Consider the following 17,895-nt stretch of genomic DNA (forward strand, 5'->3'; position numbering starts at 1 on the left):
TGGGCGCGGTGGGGGGGGGGTCACCCCCGTGAGCGCCCCCCCCCCTTTTGCGCCCCCGCCCCGGTTCCCCCAACCCCCCCCCCGTTACCCGGGTGGGGCCTTTGCTTTTAACCCGAATGCGGACCAACGCCGCTCCGGACTTCAGCGATCGACAAAGGAAGAACTGACATGACCGTCCTGCCAGTCACCATTTGGGGCGAACCTGTTTTGCACCGTCGGGCAAGTGAAGTCGAGGCTTTCGACGACGAACTCCGCACCCTGATCGCGGATATGTTCGAGACCAACGAGGCCGCGAACGGGGTGGGGCTCGCCGCCCCCCAGATCGGTGTGGGCAAGCGGCTCTTCGTCTACAAGTACGCCAATGATGACGACGTCCCGGAGCAGGGTGTCGTGGTCAACCCGATCCTGACTCTCTCCAAAGTCTCAGGAGCACTCCCGGACCCTGACGAGCATGTGGAAGGGTGCCTTTCCTTCCCTGGCGAGTACTACCCCTTGCAGCGGGCTGAATGGACCCGGGTTCAAGGCTTCGATGGCAATGGCAACCCAGTGGACTTTGAAGCGACCGGTTGGTTCGCCAGGATCCTGCAGCATGAGTTCGACCACCTGGATGGCAAGCTTTACGTCAACCGGCTCGTGGACAGGTATTCAAAGAAGGCACTCAAGCAAGCCAAGAAAAACGGTTGGGGTGTGCCCGGCCTGACGTGGATGCCCGGCGTCGACCCCGATCCTTTCGGACACTAAGCATGTCCGCCAACACGCACAGCGAACTTTTCGGGCTCTTGGACATCACTGGCGCCGATGCGGATGAATGCGCCCGCCTTCTGGCTACGCCGCCCGATGAATCCGTGCTGCGGTCCATGGCAGCCCTGCAGCAACGCCTCGGAACCTTTCCGCTGGAGAGCATCAGGGAAGACAACGCCAGCGAGACCGTATGGATCGAAGCACTGCTCCGCTTCGCCCCAGCCGTTTACTCCCACCATCTGGAACGTGGAATCAGTCCGGAGGTATCCGCGGCGTCCTTGGCCGACATGGGCCTGCAGCTCCGGATCAACCGCCGGGTCCACGGACGTTTTGGCCTTGATACCTGGGGTTGGCTGACCCTACACATGGCAGGGAATCTGTTCAGGCTGGGCCGGTTGCAGTTCCATCTGGTCCGCAGCCCGGAGGAAACCGCTCAAGCCGGTACTCCAGCGGAGAACCAGCGCTGGGTACTCGGCGTTCATATTCCCGAAGATGGCGGGCTCTCCCCCGCCTTGGTGGATGCCAGCCTGGCCGAGGCCCGCCTGTTCTTCGCCCGCTATTTCCCGGATAAACCAGCAGCTGTTGCCACCTGTGATTCATGGATGCTGGATCCCTACCTCGCGGACCGGCTCCCGGACAGCAATATTGCTTCCTTTGCCCGGCGCTTCACGCTGGATCGCTGCACGGACGCCCCAACTGATGCCGTGTACTTCACGTTCCGGCAACGCGGGCTACAGGACTTGGACAGGCTCCCCCGGGACACCTCACTCCAGCGTGTGGTCTTGGAGAGGATCGACGACGGCGGCACCTGGCAATTGGGGCACGGTCACCTGGCACTGTAGACGGTCTGCTGCTCCGGGCAGGAGGACAGGACGCCCTTCATGGCGTCCTTCTCTGCTGGTGTCACCCACAGCTTGTAGGCAGCCTTCACCGAAATCTGCCGGGCGACATAGTGGCAGCGGAAGTTCTTATTAGCCGGCAGCCAGGTCGCGGCGTCTCCTGCGCCCTTTTTAACGTTCGCGGGGCCATCAGCGGCGATCAGGTTCAGGGGATCGTTTGCGAACATCTGCCGCTGCTGGACAGTAAGCTGCTGTGCACCTTTCTGCCATGCGTCTGCCAAGGCAACCACGTGATCGATTTGAACGGCTGAGCTGGTGTCCTGGCCTCTCCGGAAGGATACCTGCGCTCCGGTGTAAGGTTCGTGAAGGCTGCCGACTGCTACCTTGCACGATGAGCCTTCCGTGAACTCGACCGCTTTGAGATCCCGACGCAGGATATCGTTCCGGGTATCGCACCCGTTCCTGTCGGCATCGGCCCAGGCCTGCCCGAAGGCAGCCCTGTCATAGTCCGTTTTCGCAGCCCTGCCCTTTACCTGCAGCCTATCCAAGGCATCGGCCGCTTTTTCGGCAGCCACGGGAGCAGCGCCGCGGATGGGCTTCATCCAAGCAGGGTCGAAAACAGGGGCTTCGCTTGGTCCCACGACCCACGAATCGGCAGCAGTGAATTGGCCTGTGGTGAAAAACCACGAAAGCCCAGCCACGAGGGTTGCGGCGGCCAGGCCAAGAATTGTCCATGCTTGTCGGGATCTGCGCCGAGCGCGTTTATAGGCAGACCAGGTGATGCTCAAGGGACTCCATCCAGTGGGGGCAGGCTTGTCCTACGAGCGTAGGACAAGGCCCCGACAGTCAGAGCCGGTATCCACAGTGTGGAGGAGAAGTCACACCATGGAGAAGGTCAATCTCTGAGGTTATTGCTCGCGCATCACGCGCTGGAGGTCCTCCGCTGCTACCGCGAGGAGCCCCCGCAGTTGCTCCACCCGTTGGTCAGTGACGTCGCCAGCGGAGTTGGCCGCAACGGCTTGATCCAAGAGCTTTTGAGCTTGCTTATGATTGGCGCGGGCCACGTCCAGCGCGTGTTCCAGCGTGGTCTCGTGTTCAAGCGTTGATTCATTTTCCATGAACCCATTTTGGTCAGGTTTCCCGGCTGATACCAGTGACACAGCCGGGAAACCCGAGAATACTTCCGGGTGCCTAGGCTCCGGCCGTTTCAAGCACTGCGATAGGAGCCACGACGTCCCGGGCCGGGAACGACGGCGGGTTGACGCCGGCCATTTCCTCCATGACGCGGACTACCTGGCAGGAGTAACCGAACTCGTTGTCGTACCAGACGTACAGTACGAGGTTCTTGTCATTGGAGATCGTGGCGAGGCCATCAACAATGCCCGCACGGCGTGAGCCAACGAAGTCGGTGGAAACAACATCGGGAGAATCGATGTAGTCGATCTGCTTGCGAAGATCCGAGTGCAGGGACATTTCGCGGAGGAAGTCGTTGACCTCATCCCGGGTAGTGCCCTTTTCAAGGTTGAGGTTCAGGATGGCCATGGAAACATCCGGCGTCGGAACGCGGATGGCGTTGCCGGTCAGCTTGCCCTGCAGTTCCGGGAGCGCCTTGGCTACAGCCTTTGCGGCGCCTGTCTCGGTGATGACCATATTCAACGCTGCGGAGCGGCCGCGGCGATCGCCCTTGTGGAAGTTGTCGATCAGGTTCTGGTCGTTCGTGAACGAGTGCACCGTTTCAACATGGCCGTGGATGATGCCGAACTTGTCGTTGATGGCCTTCAACACGGGTGTGATGGCATTGGTGGTGCAGGACGCGGCGGTGACGATCTTGTCCTCATCCGCGATGTCCTTGTGGTTGATGCCGTGAACGATGTTCTTGAGGTCGCCCTTGCCCGGCGCGGTGAGCAGGACGCGGGAAGCGCCCTTGCTCTGCAGGTGCTGGGAGAGGCCTTCGGCATCGCGCCAGCGGCCTGTGTTGTCCACGACCAGGGCATCCTTGATGCCGTAGGCCGTGTAGTCCACCGTGGCGGGGTTGTCCGAGTAGATGACCTGGACCTGCACGCCGTTGGCGGTGATGGTGTTGGCTTGCTCGTCCACGCGGATGGTGCCCTCGAAGGAACCATGCACGGAGTCGCGGCGCAGCAGGCTGGCACGCTTCACAAGATCGTTCTCAGCGCCCTTGCGCACCACGATGGCGCGGAGTCGCAGGCCGTGGCCACCGCCGGCCTTCTCAATGAGGATGCGGGCCAGGAGACGACCGATGCGGCCAAAGCCGTAAAGAACGACGTCGGTGCTGGTGCGGTCGTCAGCGCCGCGCTTTCCCACGATCTCAGCGAGCTCTGCTCGCAGGTACTCATCCAAGGAGGCGCCATTGCCTTCAGCCCGGAACTTCTCGGTCAAGCGTGCAATATCAATGGCTGCTGCGCCGAGTTCCAGCTCTGACAGGGCGTTCAGCAGGGGTGCGGTCTCTTCGAGCAGGAGCTCGTGGTTGCTCATCCGGCGGGCAAAGCGGTGCGCCTTAAGGATGTTCATGGTGGACTTGTTGATCAGGCTGCGGCCGTGGATGCTGGTGACCACGTTGTTTTCCCGGTACAACCGGCCGATCACCGGAATCATGGCCTCGGCGAGAGCCTCCCGGCCCATCCACTTATCAAGACAAGAATCTGACGTCTGGCTCACAGAACTACCTTCCTTGGGTCAACCACATACGTCCTCGTATGCAGATGGCAGCGGCCGCCCGGAGTAGTCCTGCGGCACATGCGCCAGCGGGCTTCGGTCCACCCACAGCGCCTTGAACGAGAGCAAAGAAAAATCCGCCGGCTGCGAACGCAGTCCCGGCGGCAGAACATCTACGTTCAGTAACCATTCTAAGGCGGAAGGAAGGAGCATAGGCCGCCCGAAGGCGTGAAATCACTCACACGCCGGTTTTGCGGCAGTCATAAATGGATGGGTCGACCGGTACGCCGGGTTCTGTCATCCCCTGCCGTTACCGGCAGAGGAGTGGCGGCCATCCATCTACGAACGCCGTTGCCGACGCCCTCCAGCAGCCTACCCGGACACTCGGGCGAGCAGCCCTCGAACGTGTCCTGTCTGGCCTTGCTCCGGGTGGGGTTTACCTAGCCTCCCCGGTCACCCAGGGAGCTGGTGGTCTCTTACACCACCGTTTCACCCTTACCTGCTGCCGCGTGATGCAAACACCATGCGGCGCAGGCGGTCTGTTCTCTGTGGCACTGGCCTGCGGGTTACCCCGAGTGGGCGTTACCCACCACCCTGCCCTGCGGAGCCCGGACGTTCCTCGAGCCACTTTCATGACGCGCGACCGCCTGGTCGACCCATCCGCCGTCCAGTCTACCGGCGTTGGGACCGGCCAAAGTCCCCGGTAATATCGACTGGTGCTGATTCTGCTGCCGCCTTCCGAAGGCAAGACCCCCGCTCCCAAAGGTCCCGCCATCGATTGGGAGTCGCTCAGCTTTCCGGAACTGAATCCATATCGGGCAAAGGTGCTGGAAGCTTTGGGTAGCGTGAGCGCGCACGAGGACGCACTCGCGTTGCTGGGCGTCGGTGCATCGCTGCGCGACGACGTCGAACGCAATACCCGACTCCATGCGGAACCGGCAGCGCCGGCACACCAGGTCTATTCCGGGGTTCTCTACGATGCCCTGGGCTACAACACCATGACGCCAACACAGCGCCGTAAGGCGACCGAGTCGATCCTTGTGGTCTCCGCCCTCTGGGGCGCCATCGGCTTTGGTGACCATGTACCCGCCTACCGGCTGTCCATGGGAACTGCGCTGCCCGACGTCGGACGCCTCGCCTCCTATTGGAAGCCGCAACTTAGCGCAGCCCTCGCCTCACGTGCCGAGGGCCATCTCCTGGTGGATTGCCGCTCCAGCACCTACGCCGCAGCATGGGCTCCCCCTACGGCGCAGACCGTCAACGTCAATGTGTTCAATGAAGCAAACGGCGAACGGACCGTTGTGAGCCACTTCGCCAAGCACACGCGTGGCGAGCTGGCGCGGCACTTGCTGACAAGGCGCGGCAAAGCTCCTGCAACTCCGGATCAGCTCCTGAAGGCCGCCGGCGAAGTCTGGACTGCGGAGCTTGTTGAGGGCACGGCCCGGAAGCCGCACGCGCTCAACATCATCCTGTCCAGCTGATGTAGGGGCCGGTCAGTTCCACTCGGCCGAACGGACCAGGATGACACCGGAATCCGGGCAGAAGACGATGTCGTCTTCAGCAGCGGCCTTGACTTCGGCCAAGTCGCCAGGGCTGAGCATCATGCCCGACCCCTCGGACTTCCCATGGAACAGCCGGGCGGCACCGACGCCACGCTTGGCGATGGTCTTCTCGTAGACGGCGAGCACTCCCCCGTCCAGGGAATCGGCGAACGCTGCCCGCTGTCCACGAACCACGGTTTCTTCAGCCGCGATTTCAGCAATGGCTTCATCGAGTTCGGCACGGATGCTGCCGAAGGAGCCTTGGATATCGTCAACGATCGCCTGCTGGGCTGTTTGCCGCTCACGCAGCGTGTCCAGTCGCTCCAGGATTTCGAGCTCAACATCCTCAAGGTCCGAGCGGCGTTTGTTGAGCGATGCAATGTCATTCTGCAACGCCACCAGGTCCTTGGACAGGCCGGTGCCGCTGTTGAGCCTGGTCTCGTCGCGTTCAATGCGGGTGGCAACCTGCTCCACGTCAGCTTCCGCCCGGCGAAGTTCGGACTCGGCATCGTGTACTGCGACCTTGGCGGCTCCCAGCTCACCATTGGCGACGCTAAGGGCATCTGTGAGGTCCGTGATGCGGGGGTCCGTTTCCAAAACCTTCCGGCGGCCTGCCAACGACTTCAGCTTGGCGTCCAGCCCCTGCAGTTCAAGCAATTTCAATTGTTCTGCCGGTGCTGCTTTCGCCACGCTTACCTCCGCTTGTCGCCGCCGGAACCGGGTATCAGTCACGGCCGGACGGCCTCTATCTGTTGAGGCTGTCCATGTCCTTCTAGACTCTAGTCCCCGCCGGGAGTGAGTATGAAGTCCCAAGGATCACTGTTGGTGCTGCTGACACGGATTTCGACGTCGTAGCCTTGGTCCGCAAGCACGTTGCCCAGTGCTTCGGAGGCGGCAGGCAGCCACAACCATTCGCTGGCAAAATGTGAAACGTCAATCAGGTAAGGCCGGCCGTTGCTTGCACCTTCGCGGGCTTCGGATGCCGGATGGTGGCGCATGTCTGCTGTGACGTACACATCGGCATGGCTGGCCCGGACGGCGTCGAACAAGCTATCTCCGGCACCACCACAGACGGCGACGCGCCGCACCAATCCATCTTTGTCGCCGGCCACACGGACTCCACCGGCCACCGCGGGCAACATTTCAAAGACGCGCGCCGCGAAATCACCGAGCGTGACCAGGTCAGGTAGGTCACCGACCCGGCCGATGCCCTCTTCCGGCAAGCCGTTGGCTGCAGCAGTGAGGGGAACCACGTTGTCCAAGCCGAAGGCGTCGGCGAGAACGTCGGACACTCCTCCGACGGCTGAGTCGCCGTTGGTGTGAACGGTCAGGAGGCCAGTACCAGACTCAATCAAACGGTGGACGGCAAGGCCCTTGGCCGACGTCGCGGCGACGGAATTCACGCCTTTGAGGAGCAAAGGATGGTGGGTAATCAGGAGTTCAGCGCCCCACTCAATGGCTTCGTCAATCACGGCCAACGTGGGATCTACGGCAAAGAGCACCTTGGTGATCGGAGCATTGGGCCTACCGACAACAAGGCCAACTTCGTCCCAGTCCTCGGCCAAGGACTCCGGCCAGAGTTCCTCGACAGCCAACAACACCTGACCCAGCGTTGGATCGCCGCCGGCTTCAACTGTTTCGTCCTCTTCGACGGAATCCGCATCAGAAATGTCAGTGTTTACTGCTTCCATATCCTTATTCTTCCCTACGGCGCTGGATCAGGCTGATTCTGCACATGCCAGTCCCCGTAATTCTCCCGTAAGGTGAAGCGGGAATCATCAAGCCCTCCGATCCATTGAAGAGAACATGAAAACTTTCGTACTTGGCGGTGGCTGCTTCTGGTGCCTGGACGCCGTTTACCAGAAAACCCGCGGCGTCAGCTCCGTAGTCTCCGGCTACACCGGCGGCCACGTCCGCAATCCTGATTACTACGACGTCTGCTCAGGAACCACAGGTCATGCGGAAGTCGTTGCCGTGACCTTCGACGAAACCGTTGTACCGGAGACGGTCATCCTGGACATGTTCTTCGCCCTTCACGACCCCACTACCTTGAACCGGCAGGGTTACGACGTCGGCACCCAGTACCGGTCATCGATGTTTTATACAACCACGGATGAAAAAGTGCTGTTCGAGGAAGCCATCGAACGCGCCCAGGCCCTGTGGTCCGATCCGATTGTGACCGAGGTCAGCCGCCTTCCGGAGTTCCATGAGGCCGAGGAAGTACACCAGAATTACTATGCCAAGTTCCCCTACCAGGGGTATTGCCAGGTGATCATTAATCCGAAACTGGCCAAGGCCCGGAAATATTACTCTGCATGGCTTACTGCTTAGCAGGGTTTCGATCCGGCTGGTTAGGCTGACCTCAGCATTCCCTCTTCAGAGATAGGCGTAATTTTCATGGCAAGGATCTACGACGACGTCACGCAGCTGGTTGGCCGCACTCCACTGGTTCGTTTGAACCGGCTGACAGAAGGCCTCGACGCCACCGTTGCAGTCAAGCTCGAGTTCTACAACCCGGCCAACAGCGTAAAAGACCGCATCGGCGTGGCGATCATCGATGCCGCTGAGAAGTCCGGCGCTTTGCAGCCGGGCGGAACCATCGTCGAAGGTACCTCCGGCAACACAGGCATCGCCTTGGCACTGGTGGGCGCAGCCCGCGGCTACAAGGTCATCCTGACGATGCCTGAGACCATGTCCACCGAACGTCGCGTCATGTTGCGCGCTTACGGTGCCGAGATTGTCCTGACGCCCGGGTCCGAAGGCATGCGCGGTGCCGTCGAGAAGGCCCAGGAAATCGTCGCCAACACTGAGAACTCCATCTGGGCCCAGCAGTTCGCCAATGAGGCCAACCCTGCGATCCACCGCGCCACTACTGCCGAGGAAGTCTGGGATGACACCGACGGCGAAGTCGACATCTTTGTTGCAGGCGTGGGTACCGGCGGCACCATCACCGGCGTTGGCCAGGTCCTCAAGGAACGCAAGCCGGGCGTGCAGATCGTAGCTGTCGAGCCCAAGGACTCCGCAATCCTCAACGGTGGAGCCCCGGGCCCCCACAAGATCCAGGGAATCGGCGCCAACTTTGTTCCGGAAATCCTGGACACCAACGTTTACGACGAAGTCCTGGATGCCACGCTGGAAGATTCAGTCCGCGTTGCCCGTGAACTCGGTGCCCGCGAAGGCATCCTCGGCGGCATTTCCTCCGGCGCCATCGTTTGGGCGGCCCTTGAGCTGGCCAAGCGCCCCGAGAATGCAGGCAAGCTGATCGTTGCCGTCGTCTGTGACTTTGGAGAGCGTTACATCTCCACTGTGCTGTTCGACGACATCCGCGGCTAAGACTTGGCCCGCACGCCTTCATTTCTGTAGAAAGGTCTTTGTGAGCTTCTTCGCAAGGCTTAAGGAAGACCTCGACGCCGCCCGGTCGCATGACCCGGCGGCTCGAGGCTCTTTTGAGAACTTTTTCGCATACTCCGGCCTGCACGCCATCTGGGCGCATCGTCTGACGCACCGGCTGTGGCAGAACCCGGCGCTCCGTTTTCCGGCGCGCCTGATCTCACAGCTGGCCAGGTTCCTGACGGGCATCGAGATCCATCCCGGCGCCACCATTGGCCGCCGGTTCTTCATCGACCATGGTATGGGTGTGGTGATCGGCGAGACCTCCGAGATCGGCGAGGACGTGATGATCTATCACGGCGTGACGCTCGGAGGCCGCTCTTTGGCCAAGGTCAAGCGGCACCCGACCATCGGTGACCGCGTCACGATCGGCGCTGGCGCCAAAGTCCTGGGGCCCATCACCATCGGCGCGGACAGCGCCGTCGGCGCCAACGCCGTGGTGGTCAAGGATGCTCCACCGGAATCGATCATCACAGGAATTCCCGCAACGTGGCGTCATCGCGATGCGAGGTCCGAAACCAAGCCCGCCGTGGATCCGGCAGAGTATTACATCGAGTACCGGATCTAGCCCGCGAGTCTTTTGTAGAAATTCCAGAAGACCGCGTCGAAGGCGCGGTCCGGAAGAATTCTTCGCATTGCCAGGACGCTCCAGGCTCCCCTACCCACCGGGTAGCGGGTCCTGGGGCGTCTTGCTGTTGCAGCTCGAACTATCGCTTTTGCAACGACCCTGGCCGGAGTGGACAGCACGTGACCGGCTCCGGAAGTGGATGCCAGTGCGGCAGCGACGACGTGGGCCTGTTCGCTGTAGGGCCCGCCACCGGAGGCGACCAACAAACCCTCGCCAGCTATGGTGCCCCATTCCGTGTTTGTCCCTGATGGCTCAATAATGACGACGTCGATGCCGTGCGGTTTCAGCTCCAGGCGCAGGGAATCGCTCATCCCCTCCACTGCGAATTTTGTGCCGTGGTACCAGGCACCCAGGGGCTCGTAAATTTTTCCGCCGATGGACGTGACGTTGATGATCCGGCCTGAGCGTGCAGCCCGCATCCCGGGAATGACGAGTTGCGTCATCCTGGCCAGGCCCATGACATTGACTTCGAACTGGCGCCGGCCCTCGGCCAACGGAACTTCCTCAAGGGATCCGTACGAACCGTAGCCGGCATTGTTGACAAGGACATCGATGTGTCCGTGGGCCGCTTCCACCAGAGCCACTGCAGACGCCATGGATTCCTCCGACGTGACATCCAAGGACATGACCGTGATGCCGTGACGCTTCAGGGGCTCCATCTTCTCCCGACGGCGTGCACCGGCATATACAGTGAACCCTGCCGCCTTGAGGGCGATGGCCGCGTCGAAGCCGATTCCCGTGGAAGCCCCGGTGACAAGCGCGATGCGGGATGCCATGGCAGTTCTCCTTCATTTCAGGTACGGCAACTTCACTTCAGGTACGGCAAAGGCCGGCCCTCCCCAGCGTAACTGGGAGGGACCGGCCTCTTGCGGGAAGCTGACGCTAGTGGGTGTCGACTGCCGAGATCTCGGACTTGTCTTCGCCCCACAGGGTGTGGAACGTACCCTCGGTGTCGACGCGACCATAGGTGTGTGCACCGAAGAGGTCGCGCTGGCCCTGGATCAGGGCAGCGGCAACACGCTTGCGGCGCAGGCCGTCGTAGTACGCCAAGGAGGAGGAGAACACCGGTACCGGGATGCCCAGCTGAACAGCGGTTGCCACAACGCGGCGCCAGGCCGGGAGCGCCTCGGCGATGGCCTTGGTGAAGGCAGGCGCGAACAGCAAGTTGGCGGGCTTTTCTTCGGCGGCGTAGGCCTTGGTGATGTCCTTGAGCAGTTCTGCACGGATAATGCAGCCTGCACGCCACAGGGAAGCGATCTCGTCCAGCTTGAGGTCCCAGCCGTACTCCTTCGCGGCCGAGGTCAGCATGTCAAGGCCCTGGGCGTAGGAGACCAGCTTGGAGGCGTAGAGAGCCTGGCGGACGTCCTCGACGAAGGTCTCGGGGATTTCCACGGAGGCTTCTTCGCCGGCCAACAGTTCCTGGCCAAGCTTGCGCTGCTCGGTCTGGGAGGACAGCGCGCGGGCGAAAACGGATTCGGCGATGCCGGAGACCGGCGAGCCGAGTTCCAGGGCGGAGATGACCGTCCAGCGGCCCGTGCCCTTCTGTCCTGCGGCATCGACCACGACGTCCACGAACGGCTTGCCCGTCTTGGCGTCAACGTGTCCCAGGACCTCAGCAGAGATCTCGATCAGGAAGGAGGACAGATCGCCCTTGTTCCACTCAGCGAAGATCTTGGACTGCTCAGCGGGCTCGATGCCAGCACCGGAGCGGAGGAGGTCGAATGCTTCACCGATGACCTGCATGTCGGCGTACTCGATACCGTTGTGGACCATCTTGACGAAGTGGCCCGCACCATCGGTGCCTACCCAAGCGCAGCAGGGCTCGCCGTCCACCTTTGCGGAAATCTTCTCCAGCAACGGGCCAAGGGCGTCGTAGGATTCCTTGGAACCACCGGGCATGATGGACGGACCGTTGAGCGCGCCCTCTTCGCCACCGGAAACACCGACGCCGACGAAGTGCAGGTCTTTCTTGGCCAAGGCCGCTTCGCGGCGGCGGGTGTCCTCGTAGTGCGAGTTACCGGCGTCGATGATGATGTCGCCGGCCTCGAGCAGCGGTTCGAGCTGCTCGATCACGTTGTCAACGGGAGCGCCTGCCTTGACCATGATCAGGACGCGGCGGGGCTTTTCGAGGGAGTCGACGAGTTCCTGCAGCGTTTCCGTGCGGATGAAGTCGCCGTCCGTGCCGTGCTTTTCGAGCAGGGCGTCAGTCTTTTCCACGGAGCGGTTGTGGAGAGCCACGGTGAAGCCGTTGCGGGCGAGGTTGCGGGCCAGGTTGGCGCCCATCACCGCAAGGCCGGTGACACCGATGTGTGCTGACATCAAAACTCCAATTCGTTCGTGTACAAACAGTCCCGACGTACCCATAGGGGATACGCAGGAAGCGATTTCAAAACCAGGGGCTGTAATAAACCATACGTATTAAAACCTTGGGCGGGAAAGCGGTGCCCACGTTTTGGAAGGGGCCCGCGTCATAAACAGTCTATGATGGGCGCCCGGTTCCACTGACGCGCTGCCAGGCATGTGATACCGGGTCCGGCACGCAGGCGTCCTCTGCGCCACTATGCTTACCTCTATGTCAACCAGCCTCCACCACCGCGCCGTTGAGCATTTGGGAACCCGGATTGTGGGCGGCGCCCTCCCTACCGGCCATGTCATGTTGGCGGAGCACCTGGAAGACGAACTCAACGTATCCCGCTCCGTGGTCCGCGAGGCCGTTCGCGTTCTGCAATCGCTGGGCCTCGTCGAGACCATCAAGCGGGTAGGCATCCGTGTCCTTCCTGCGCACCGCTGGAATCCGTTCGATCCCTTGGTCATTCGTTGGCGGCTTGCCGGCGAGGGGCGGGGCGCCCAGCTGAGGTCGCTCGCTGAGCTGCGTTCCGCCGTCGAGCCCGTTGCCGCCGAACTTGCCGCAGGCAATGCCCCGGAAAGCCTCAGGCAAGAGCTGGTGGGCATTTCCCTCGCCATGAAGGAGGCCGGCGATGCCGGAGACATGGCCAGGTTCCTTGACCTTGATATCCGGTTCCACGCACTGGTGTTGTCCGGATCGGGCAACGAAATGTTCGCCAACCTCATTGGTCAGGTCACCGAGACCCTCACCGGTCGTACCGTGCACGGGCTCATGCCGGAGCACCCCCAAAAGCAGGCACTCCAGTGGCATATGGACGTCGCTCACGCCATCGACGCCGGGGATGGTTCCCTCGCGCGTGACGCGGCAGCGAAGATCATGCGGCAGACCATCGCGGAGCTGGCGCCCAGTTGGGACGACCAGCCCCGCGTGTTCGTCCCCGTGTCCAGGAACTAGCTACTACCGGAAGTTCAACAGAACCTTTCCGGACTCCGCCGAATTCCTGGCCACCTCAAAGGCCTCCAAACCATTGGCGAGGTCGAATTCATGGGTCACAACCGGGTCAACAAACAGCGAGCCGTCAGCCAGCGCTGCGATGACATCGTCGATTTCGTTGTTGAAGCGGAAGGACCCCAGCAGTTCCAGTTCGCGCGTGATGGCCAGGGAGATGAAGACCGGCTGCGGCCCTGACGGCAGAAGTCCCACCATCACTACTTTGCCGCCGCGGGTGGCACCCTTGATGGCCGATGCGAGGCCGTAGTGGCTGCCTGAGGATTCAATGACTACATCGGCGTCCACTGCAGCTATTGCATCCGCTTCGTCGCCCTTGAGGACTTCATCCGCGCCAACGGCGCGGGCGATTTCCAGCGGCTTGTCATGCATGTCGACGGCGACAATCCTGGCCGCGCCGGCACGCTTCAGGACGGCGACGGCGAGCGCACCGATAGGACCGCTGCCGATGACAAGGGCCGTCTTTCCTCTGACATCGCCGGCCCGGGCAACGGCGTGCCAGGCAACACTGGCCGGTTCTACAAGCGCAGCCGTGCGAAGGTCCAGGCTTTCCGGCAGTGGTCGCAGCATCCTGGATGGAAGGTTTGCGTAACGGCTGAAAGCACCGTCTGTGTGCGGGTGCCGGGCAGCACTGCCCAGATAAGTGCATCCCGGGGAGAGATTCGGCCGGTCCTGCGGGAATCGGACATCACCGGGAGCAGGAGTGGCTGGATGGACAGCAACGGGCGTTCCAACCACGGGGCCACTGCCGTCAGCAGCCTGCTGGGCCACGACGCCTACAATCTCGTGGCCGAGGACCATTGGCTCCTTGAGGATTGACTCCCCTGCCGCGCCGTGCAACCAGTAGTGAAGGTCGGAACCACAGATCCCGCCATACGCTATCTCCACAATCGCCTCATCGGACGCGGGAGCGGTCAGTGGGATGTCTTCAATCCGGAGATCGCCCTTTCCATGGGCAACCACTGCGGGGCCGGAAACAGGAAGGGTGATACCCATCAGACCACCACCGTCATTCCGCCGTCGACGAAGATTGTCTGGCCGTTGACGAAGTTGGACGCCTGCGACGAAAGCCACACCACGGGCCCTGCGAGATCGGCTACGGTCCCCCACCGGTTGGCCGGGGTGCGGCCAAGGATCCAGGAGTTGAAGTCAGCGTCGTCCACCAGGTTCTGGGTCATTTCCGTGTGGATGTACCCGGGGGCGATTCCGTTGATCTGCAAGCCTGACGCGGCCCACTCTGCCGTCATGGCCCGGGTCAGGTTGCGGAGTCCGCCCTTCGCTGCAACATACGGTGCGATGGTGGGGCGGGCAAGGTCTGTCTGGACCGAACAGATGTTGATGATCTTGCCCTGGCCCCGCGGGATCATGTGCCTGGCTGCTTCCCTCCCTACCAGGAAAGCGCTGGTCAGGTCCGTGGTGATCACGCGGTCCCAATCCTTGACGTCCAGGTCCAGCATGGGCACACGGTGTTGGATCCCGGCATTGTTCACCAGGATGTCCAGCGGTCCGACGTTCTGCTCGACCCAGGCCACCCCTTCTGCGGCGGACGTGGCATCGGTAACGTCGAAGGCGCGACTGTGCACCCGCCCGTCCGGGTAGTCAGCTGCCATGGCCTGATGCGCTGCCTGGAGCCGGTCCGCGTTGATGCCGTTGAGCACTACCGTTGCTCCGGCGTCGGCGAGGCCCCTGGCGAGGGCGTTGCCGATCCCCCTGCTTGAACCTGTAACCAAGGCAACCCGCCCGGCCAGATCGAAAAGTCCACTCATAGTTTGTTCTTCATTCCTTCTACGGTTGCGCCGGTTCAGTTGCTGTTCGTCGAAGCAGCGTGCGTCCGGCTCAGGTTGGCGATGGTTTGACGGACCACGGCGAGGTCTTGATCGCCGAGTCCTTGTCGTTTCAGTTCTGCGTAAAGGTCAAGGGCCGCCGAGGCCATGGGTACGGCCGAGCCGGCAGCTTCAGCACTGGCAAGGACGAAGCCCAGGTCCTTATGCATGAACTTGGCAGGACCGGTGGGCGCATAATCCTTCGTGGCCAGACGAGGGCCGACATTGTCCAACACACGGCTTCCCGCCAGCCCTCCGGAAAGGACTTCGAAGAGGGCTGCCACGTCCATGCCGGAGCGTTCGGCGAGTTCGGCCGCTTCGGCGAGTGCCGCCGTCGTGGTTCCGACAATCAGTTGATTGCACGCTTTGGCGAGGGAGCCGGATCCCAGTGGCCCCAACCGCCGCACGGTGGTCCCCATGGAGCCCAGAAGCGGTTTCAGGTCGTCGAATTGGGATTCGGTGGCGCCGACCATAATGGCCAGCGTTCCGCCCTGCGCACCTGCCGTCCCGCCACTGACTGGCGCGTCCACCACACAGGCGTTGCCATTGCTTGCGTGGTGGACAGTTTCGCCGAACTGCCGTACCGCTGTTGGCGAGACACTGCTCATAATCACGACGGCGGTACCCGGCTTTGGTGGTGCGCTCCGCCAGGATTCGAGCAAACCCGAGGCAGCTTCTTCGATGAACGGCAGATCCGGAAGCATGAAGATGATGGCGTCCTCGTCCCGCAGTCCGGCGACGCTGGCTGCCCGTTGGACACCGGGGAGGCCATCGAAGGCGGCATCGGAACGGTTCCAGGCGGTGATGGCCCACCCGGTTTTCGCGATATTTGCGGCCATGGGTGCGCCCATGAGGCCCAGGCCCACGAAGCCCACACGTTGATTGGTCACGGCAGGAAACTCCTCACTTCGTTGTGGTCATCTTCAGGAATACTGTTCAATATCCTAGCCTCCATTCAGTATGATGAACACTATGACGACTGATGAACTTACCATCGCCATCGCTGTACCGCTCGAAGCAGAGCATGTAGAGCTGATCCGCGCTGTAGATCCTTCCGTAACGGTTCTCTACGATCCCGAGCTGCTGCCCCCCGAGCGGTTCCCCGCCGACCATGCCGGCGACCCCGGCTTCAAGCGGACGCCAGAGCAGGAGGAACGCTACTGGGCCATGCTGAACCGGGCGCAGGTTCTCTACGGCTTCCCCAACGAGAGCCCGGCAGGACTGGCGCGCATCGCCGCGAGCAACCCCCACCTGCAGTGGATCCACGCCATGGCCGCCGGCGCCGGCGGAGCAGTCAAGGCCTCCGGCCTGGACACCGAAACCTTGCAGAAGTTCCGCGTCACAACCTCGGCAGGCGTTCACGCCTTGCCACTGGCCGAGTTTTCCGCCTTCGGAATCCTCAACGGCTTCAAGCGCAGTGCGGAGATGGCGCAGGACCAGGCCGCCAAGCTCTGGCCCGAACTCCGCACCCCCACCAAGTTGGCCAACGGATCCAAGGTGGTCATCGCCGGCCTTGGTGAGATCGGCATGGAAACGGCCCGCATTGCACGCGCCCTTGGCATGAAGGTCAGCGGCACCAAGCGCAACGTCGAAGCCATCGAGGGCATCGAGGAGGTCACCGGCAATGACGGCCTCCCCGGATTGCTCGCCGATGCCGACGCCGTGGTCAACACACTTCCGGGCACGCCATATACGGAGAAGCTGTTCAACAAAGAAGTCTTCGGTGCCATGAAGCCCGGGACTGTGTTCGTCAACGTGGGACGCGGAACCGTTGTCGACGAAGAAGCCTTGCTCGAAGCCCTGGACAACGGCCAGGTCTCTTACGCCTGCCTGGACGTCTTCGCCGTGGAACCGCTTCCCCAGGACAGCCCCTTGTGGAGTCACCCCAGGGCGCTCGTATCCCCGCATACCTCCGCCCTGAGCTCGGCTGAGAACCGACTCATCGCCGAGCGGTTCTGCAGCAACCTGCGCACCTTCATGGCCGGCGGCGAACTGCCCCACTTGGTGGATCCAGTGCACTTCTACTAAGCCACCTTCTCAATAGCAGGTCCATGCAAGGGGGGGGGGGGGGGGGGGGGGGCCCCCCCCCCCCCCCCCCCCCCCCAGCGGGCGCGGGGGAGCCGGGACCACCAACCCAACGGCCGCACCCCCCCCCCCCCCGCCCCCCCCCAGCCCCCCCCCCCCCCCCCCCCCCCCCCCCCCCCCCCTTGCCGTGTTGCCTGCAGTAGCATCGGCACATGAACCGTTCAGAGGGCCCGCAGCGAAGCGTCGTCCGCCTATTTCCGGACTACGCGGATAGTGTGCTCTGGCTCGATGTTCCCATCAGCTATGAACTCACGGGGTTGACCGAAGGCCTGGTGCATGAGCTCCGGGACTGGGAGCAGTTCTACTACGAGTCCCTGACGCGTGATTTCACTTGGAAGTCCGCGGACCGGACAGTCAACTACACAACTGAAGGTCATCGACTGGCGCAGCGAGTTGCTGATGAACTCGGCGACGGATACGAAGTCGAGTTCAGATCTTACGAAGAGAACGCCCGGACGCACCGGTTCCGCGGCACAAACGGCCCCAACCCCCGGGCCGTTGCTGCTTTCGATGTCCTTGTAGCTGTGGCGCGCGCGGAAAAGGACAGAATCACCCGCGCCCTGAAAGCCAGCCCGTCCGGAGAAGGTACTGGATGGTTCGCCACCTCGCCGATTTCGGGAAGCGTGTTCAAGCCGCCGCGGGAAGTGCAGGAATAGTCCGTCCGCACCCTCCAACAGCCTGGCCTCTGACAACAGCAGCGGGGGGGCCCCCCCCCGGGGGGGGGGCCGCGGGGGGGGGTTTGGGGGGTGGGGGGAGTTGGTTTGTGGGTGGGGGGGGGGGCGGGGGGGGGGCGGCGCCGCCCCGGGGGGGGATAAAG

19 protein-coding genes and 1 other RNA gene are annotated in these 17,895 nt (G+C 62.4%); 9 read left to right on the plus strand and 11 right to left on the minus strand.

The window, feature by feature from the left end; all coding sequences use genetic code 11:
- The first annotated feature begins 168 nt into the window (after positions 1-168).
- Together def and LN996_RS20715 are read left to right on the plus strand one after the other, a co-directional pair.
- Positions 169-741, plus strand: coding sequence for a peptide deformylase (def, locus tag LN996_RS20710; RefSeq protein WP_231342737.1), 573 nt, complete (start codon positions 169-171; stop codon positions 739-741).
- Positions 742-743: 2 nt separating this feature from the next.
- Positions 744-1,583 carry an acyltransferase domain-containing protein gene (locus LN996_RS20715; RefSeq protein WP_231342741.1) on the plus strand — a complete coding sequence of 280 codons (840 nt, stop codon included), beginning with the start codon at positions 744-746 and terminating at the stop codon, positions 1,581-1,583.
- Here the strand turns inward: LN996_RS20715 and LN996_RS20720 are convergent.
- The 4 genes from LN996_RS20720 to rnpB form a co-directional block, all read right to left on the minus strand.
- Complete coding sequence (locus LN996_RS20720; RefSeq protein ID WP_231342743.1) at positions 1,568-2,368, minus strand: HNH endonuclease family protein; 801 nt, start codon at positions 2,366-2,368, stop codon at positions 1,568-1,570. The two genes, LN996_RS20715 and LN996_RS20720, sit on opposite strands and share 16 nt — an antisense overlap.
- Positions 2,369-2,488: 120 nt before the next feature.
- Entirely contained in the window at positions 2,489-2,698 is a 210-nt protein-coding gene (locus LN996_RS20725; protein WP_159708846.1) for a hypothetical protein, read from the minus strand.
- A gap of 73 nt (positions 2,699-2,771) precedes the next feature.
- On the minus strand, positions 2,772-4,259 hold the full coding sequence (locus LN996_RS20730; protein ID WP_308102749.1) for a glyceraldehyde-3-phosphate dehydrogenase: 1,488 nt from the start codon (positions 4,257-4,259) through the stop codon (positions 2,772-2,774).
- A 264-nt stretch (positions 4,260-4,523) separates the two neighbouring features.
- An RNA gene (rnpB, locus tag LN996_RS20735) (RNase P RNA component class A) lies at positions 4,524-4,915 on the minus strand.
- A 57-nt stretch (positions 4,916-4,972) separates the two neighbouring features.
- Between rnpB and LN996_RS20740 the strand changes: the two genes are divergently transcribed.
- Positions 4,973-5,737, plus strand: coding sequence for a YaaA family protein (locus LN996_RS20740; protein WP_231342745.1), 765 nt, complete (start codon positions 4,973-4,975; stop codon positions 5,735-5,737).
- 12 nt (positions 5,738-5,749) lie between these two features.
- Here LN996_RS20740 and LN996_RS20745 read toward each other — a convergent pair whose 3' ends face one another.
- Positions 5,750-6,487 carry a zinc ribbon domain-containing protein gene (locus tag LN996_RS20745; protein ID WP_231342747.1) on the minus strand — a complete coding sequence of 246 codons (738 nt, stop codon included), beginning with the start codon at positions 6,485-6,487 and terminating at the stop codon, positions 5,750-5,752.
- An 89-nt stretch (positions 6,488-6,576) separates the two neighbouring features.
- Complete coding sequence (locus LN996_RS20750; protein WP_231342751.1) at positions 6,577-7,488, minus strand: Nif3-like dinuclear metal center hexameric protein; 912 nt, start codon at positions 7,486-7,488, stop codon at positions 6,577-6,579.
- A gap of 115 nt (positions 7,489-7,603) precedes the next feature.
- On the opposite strand from LN996_RS20750, the gene msrA reads away from it, so the two are divergent.
- The 3 genes from msrA (at position 7,604) to epsC (ending at position 9,755) form a co-directional block, all read left to right on the plus strand.
- Positions 7,604-8,128 carry a peptide-methionine (S)-S-oxide reductase MsrA gene (gene msrA / locus LN996_RS20755; RefSeq protein WP_231342758.1) on the plus strand — a complete coding sequence of 175 codons (525 nt, stop codon included), beginning with the start codon at positions 7,604-7,606 and terminating at the stop codon, positions 8,126-8,128.
- 66 nt (positions 8,129-8,194) lie between these two features.
- Entirely contained in the window at positions 8,195-9,130 is a 936-nt protein-coding gene (cysK, locus tag LN996_RS20760) for a cysteine synthase A (RefSeq protein ID WP_231342759.1), read from the plus strand.
- Positions 9,131-9,170: 40 nt separating this feature from the next.
- The gene (epsC, locus tag LN996_RS20765) at positions 9,171-9,755 is read left to right on the plus strand and encodes a serine O-acetyltransferase EpsC (RefSeq protein WP_231342761.1); all 585 of its coding nucleotides are present in this window, start codon (positions 9,171-9,173) and stop codon (positions 9,753-9,755) included.
- Here epsC and LN996_RS20770 read toward each other — a convergent pair.
- Together LN996_RS20770 and gndA are read right to left on the minus strand one after the other, a co-directional pair.
- Positions 9,752-10,591: an oxidoreductase gene (locus tag LN996_RS20770; protein ID WP_231342763.1), complete on the minus strand. Its 840-nt coding sequence runs from the start codon at positions 10,589-10,591 to the stop codon at positions 9,752-9,754. The genes epsC and LN996_RS20770 overlap by 4 nt on opposite strands.
- A 106-nt stretch (positions 10,592-10,697) precedes the next feature.
- A complete protein-coding gene (gene gndA / locus LN996_RS20775; protein ID WP_159708828.1) occupies positions 10,698-12,134 on the minus strand; it encodes an NADP-dependent phosphogluconate dehydrogenase in 1,437 nt (478 codons plus the stop codon).
- A gap of 253 nt (positions 12,135-12,387) precedes the next feature.
- Between gndA and LN996_RS20780 the strand changes: the two genes are divergently transcribed.
- Positions 12,388-13,116, plus strand: a complete 729-nt coding sequence (locus tag LN996_RS20780) for a FadR/GntR family transcriptional regulator (RefSeq protein ID WP_231342765.1) — start codon at positions 12,388-12,390, stop codon at positions 13,114-13,116.
- A gap of 3 nt (positions 13,117-13,119) precedes the next feature.
- Here LN996_RS20780 and LN996_RS20785 read toward each other — a convergent pair whose 3' ends face one another.
- From LN996_RS20785 to LN996_RS20795, 3 genes are read right to left on the minus strand one after another with little or no spacing between them, the layout of a single operon-like run.
- Positions 13,120-14,166 carry an L-idonate 5-dehydrogenase gene (locus tag LN996_RS20785; protein ID WP_231342767.1) on the minus strand — a complete coding sequence of 349 codons (1,047 nt, stop codon included), beginning with the start codon at positions 14,164-14,166 and terminating at the stop codon, positions 13,120-13,122.
- Positions 14,166-14,936 (minus strand): SDR family oxidoreductase, encoded by a 771-nt coding sequence (locus tag LN996_RS20790; RefSeq protein ID WP_231342768.1) that lies wholly within the window; start codon positions 14,934-14,936, stop codon positions 14,166-14,168. The genes LN996_RS20785 and LN996_RS20790 overlap by 1 nt, the downstream gene beginning before the upstream one ends.
- 35 nt (positions 14,937-14,971) lie before the next feature.
- Entirely contained in the window at positions 14,972-15,883 is a 912-nt protein-coding gene (locus LN996_RS20795) for an NAD(P)-dependent oxidoreductase (RefSeq protein WP_231342769.1), read from the minus strand.
- 70 nt (positions 15,884-15,953) lie between these two features.
- On the opposite strand from LN996_RS20795, the gene LN996_RS20800 reads away from it, so the two are divergent.
- Positions 15,954-17,021 (plus strand): D-2-hydroxyacid dehydrogenase, encoded by a 1,068-nt coding sequence (locus tag LN996_RS20800; protein WP_231342770.1) that lies wholly within the window; start codon positions 15,954-15,956, stop codon positions 17,019-17,021.
- A gap of 209 nt (positions 17,022-17,230) precedes the next feature.
- On the plus strand, positions 17,231-17,734 hold the full coding sequence (locus LN996_RS20805; RefSeq protein ID WP_231342771.1) for a hypothetical protein: 504 nt from the start codon (positions 17,231-17,233) through the stop codon (positions 17,732-17,734).
- The last annotated feature ends 161 nt before the right edge of the window (positions 17,735-17,895 follow it).

Source organism: Arthrobacter sp. AK01 (assembly GCF_021109375.1).
Taxonomy (GTDB): domain Bacteria; phylum Actinomycetota; class Actinomycetes; order Actinomycetales; family Micrococcaceae; genus Arthrobacter.

Bases quoted from the DNA above. Each gene is read 5' to 3' on its own strand.
- def (WP_231342737.1), top strand. From the start codon at position 169: ATGACCGTCCTGCCAGTCACCATTTGGGGCGAACCTGTTTTGCACCGT.
- LN996_RS20715 (WP_231342741.1), top strand. From the start codon at position 744: ATGTCCGCCAACACGCACAGCGAACTTTTCGGGCTCTTGGACATCACT.
- LN996_RS20725 (WP_159708846.1), bottom strand. From the start codon at position 2,698: ATGGAAAATGAATCAACGCTTGAACACGAGACCACGCTGGAACACGCG.
- LN996_RS20750 (WP_231342751.1), bottom strand. From the start codon at position 7,488: ATGGAAGCAGTAAACACTGACATTTCTGATGCGGATTCCGTCGAAGAG.
- msrA (WP_231342758.1), top strand. From the start codon at position 7,604: ATGAAAACTTTCGTACTTGGCGGTGGCTGCTTCTGGTGCCTGGACGCC.
- cysK (WP_231342759.1), top strand. From the start codon at position 8,195: ATGGCAAGGATCTACGACGACGTCACGCAGCTGGTTGGCCGCACTCCA.
- LN996_RS20770 (WP_231342763.1), bottom strand. From the start codon at position 10,591: ATGGCATCCCGCATCGCGCTTGTCACCGGGGCTTCCACGGGAATCGGC.
- gndA (WP_159708828.1), bottom strand. From the start codon at position 12,134: ATGTCAGCACACATCGGTGTCACCGGCCTTGCGGTGATGGGCGCCAAC.
- LN996_RS20780 (WP_231342765.1), top strand. From the start codon at position 12,388: ATGTCAACCAGCCTCCACCACCGCGCCGTTGAGCATTTGGGAACCCGG.
- LN996_RS20785 (WP_231342767.1), bottom strand. From the start codon at position 14,166: ATGGGTATCACCCTTCCTGTTTCCGGCCCCGCAGTGGTTGCCCATGGA.
- LN996_RS20790 (WP_231342768.1), bottom strand. From the start codon at position 14,936: ATGAGTGGACTTTTCGATCTGGCCGGGCGGGTTGCCTTGGTTACAGGT.
- LN996_RS20800 (WP_231342770.1), top strand. From the start codon at position 15,954: ATGATGAACACTATGACGACTGATGAACTTACCATCGCCATCGCTGTA.
- LN996_RS20805 (WP_231342771.1), top strand. From the start codon at position 17,231: ATGAACCGTTCAGAGGGCCCGCAGCGAAGCGTCGTCCGCCTATTTCCG.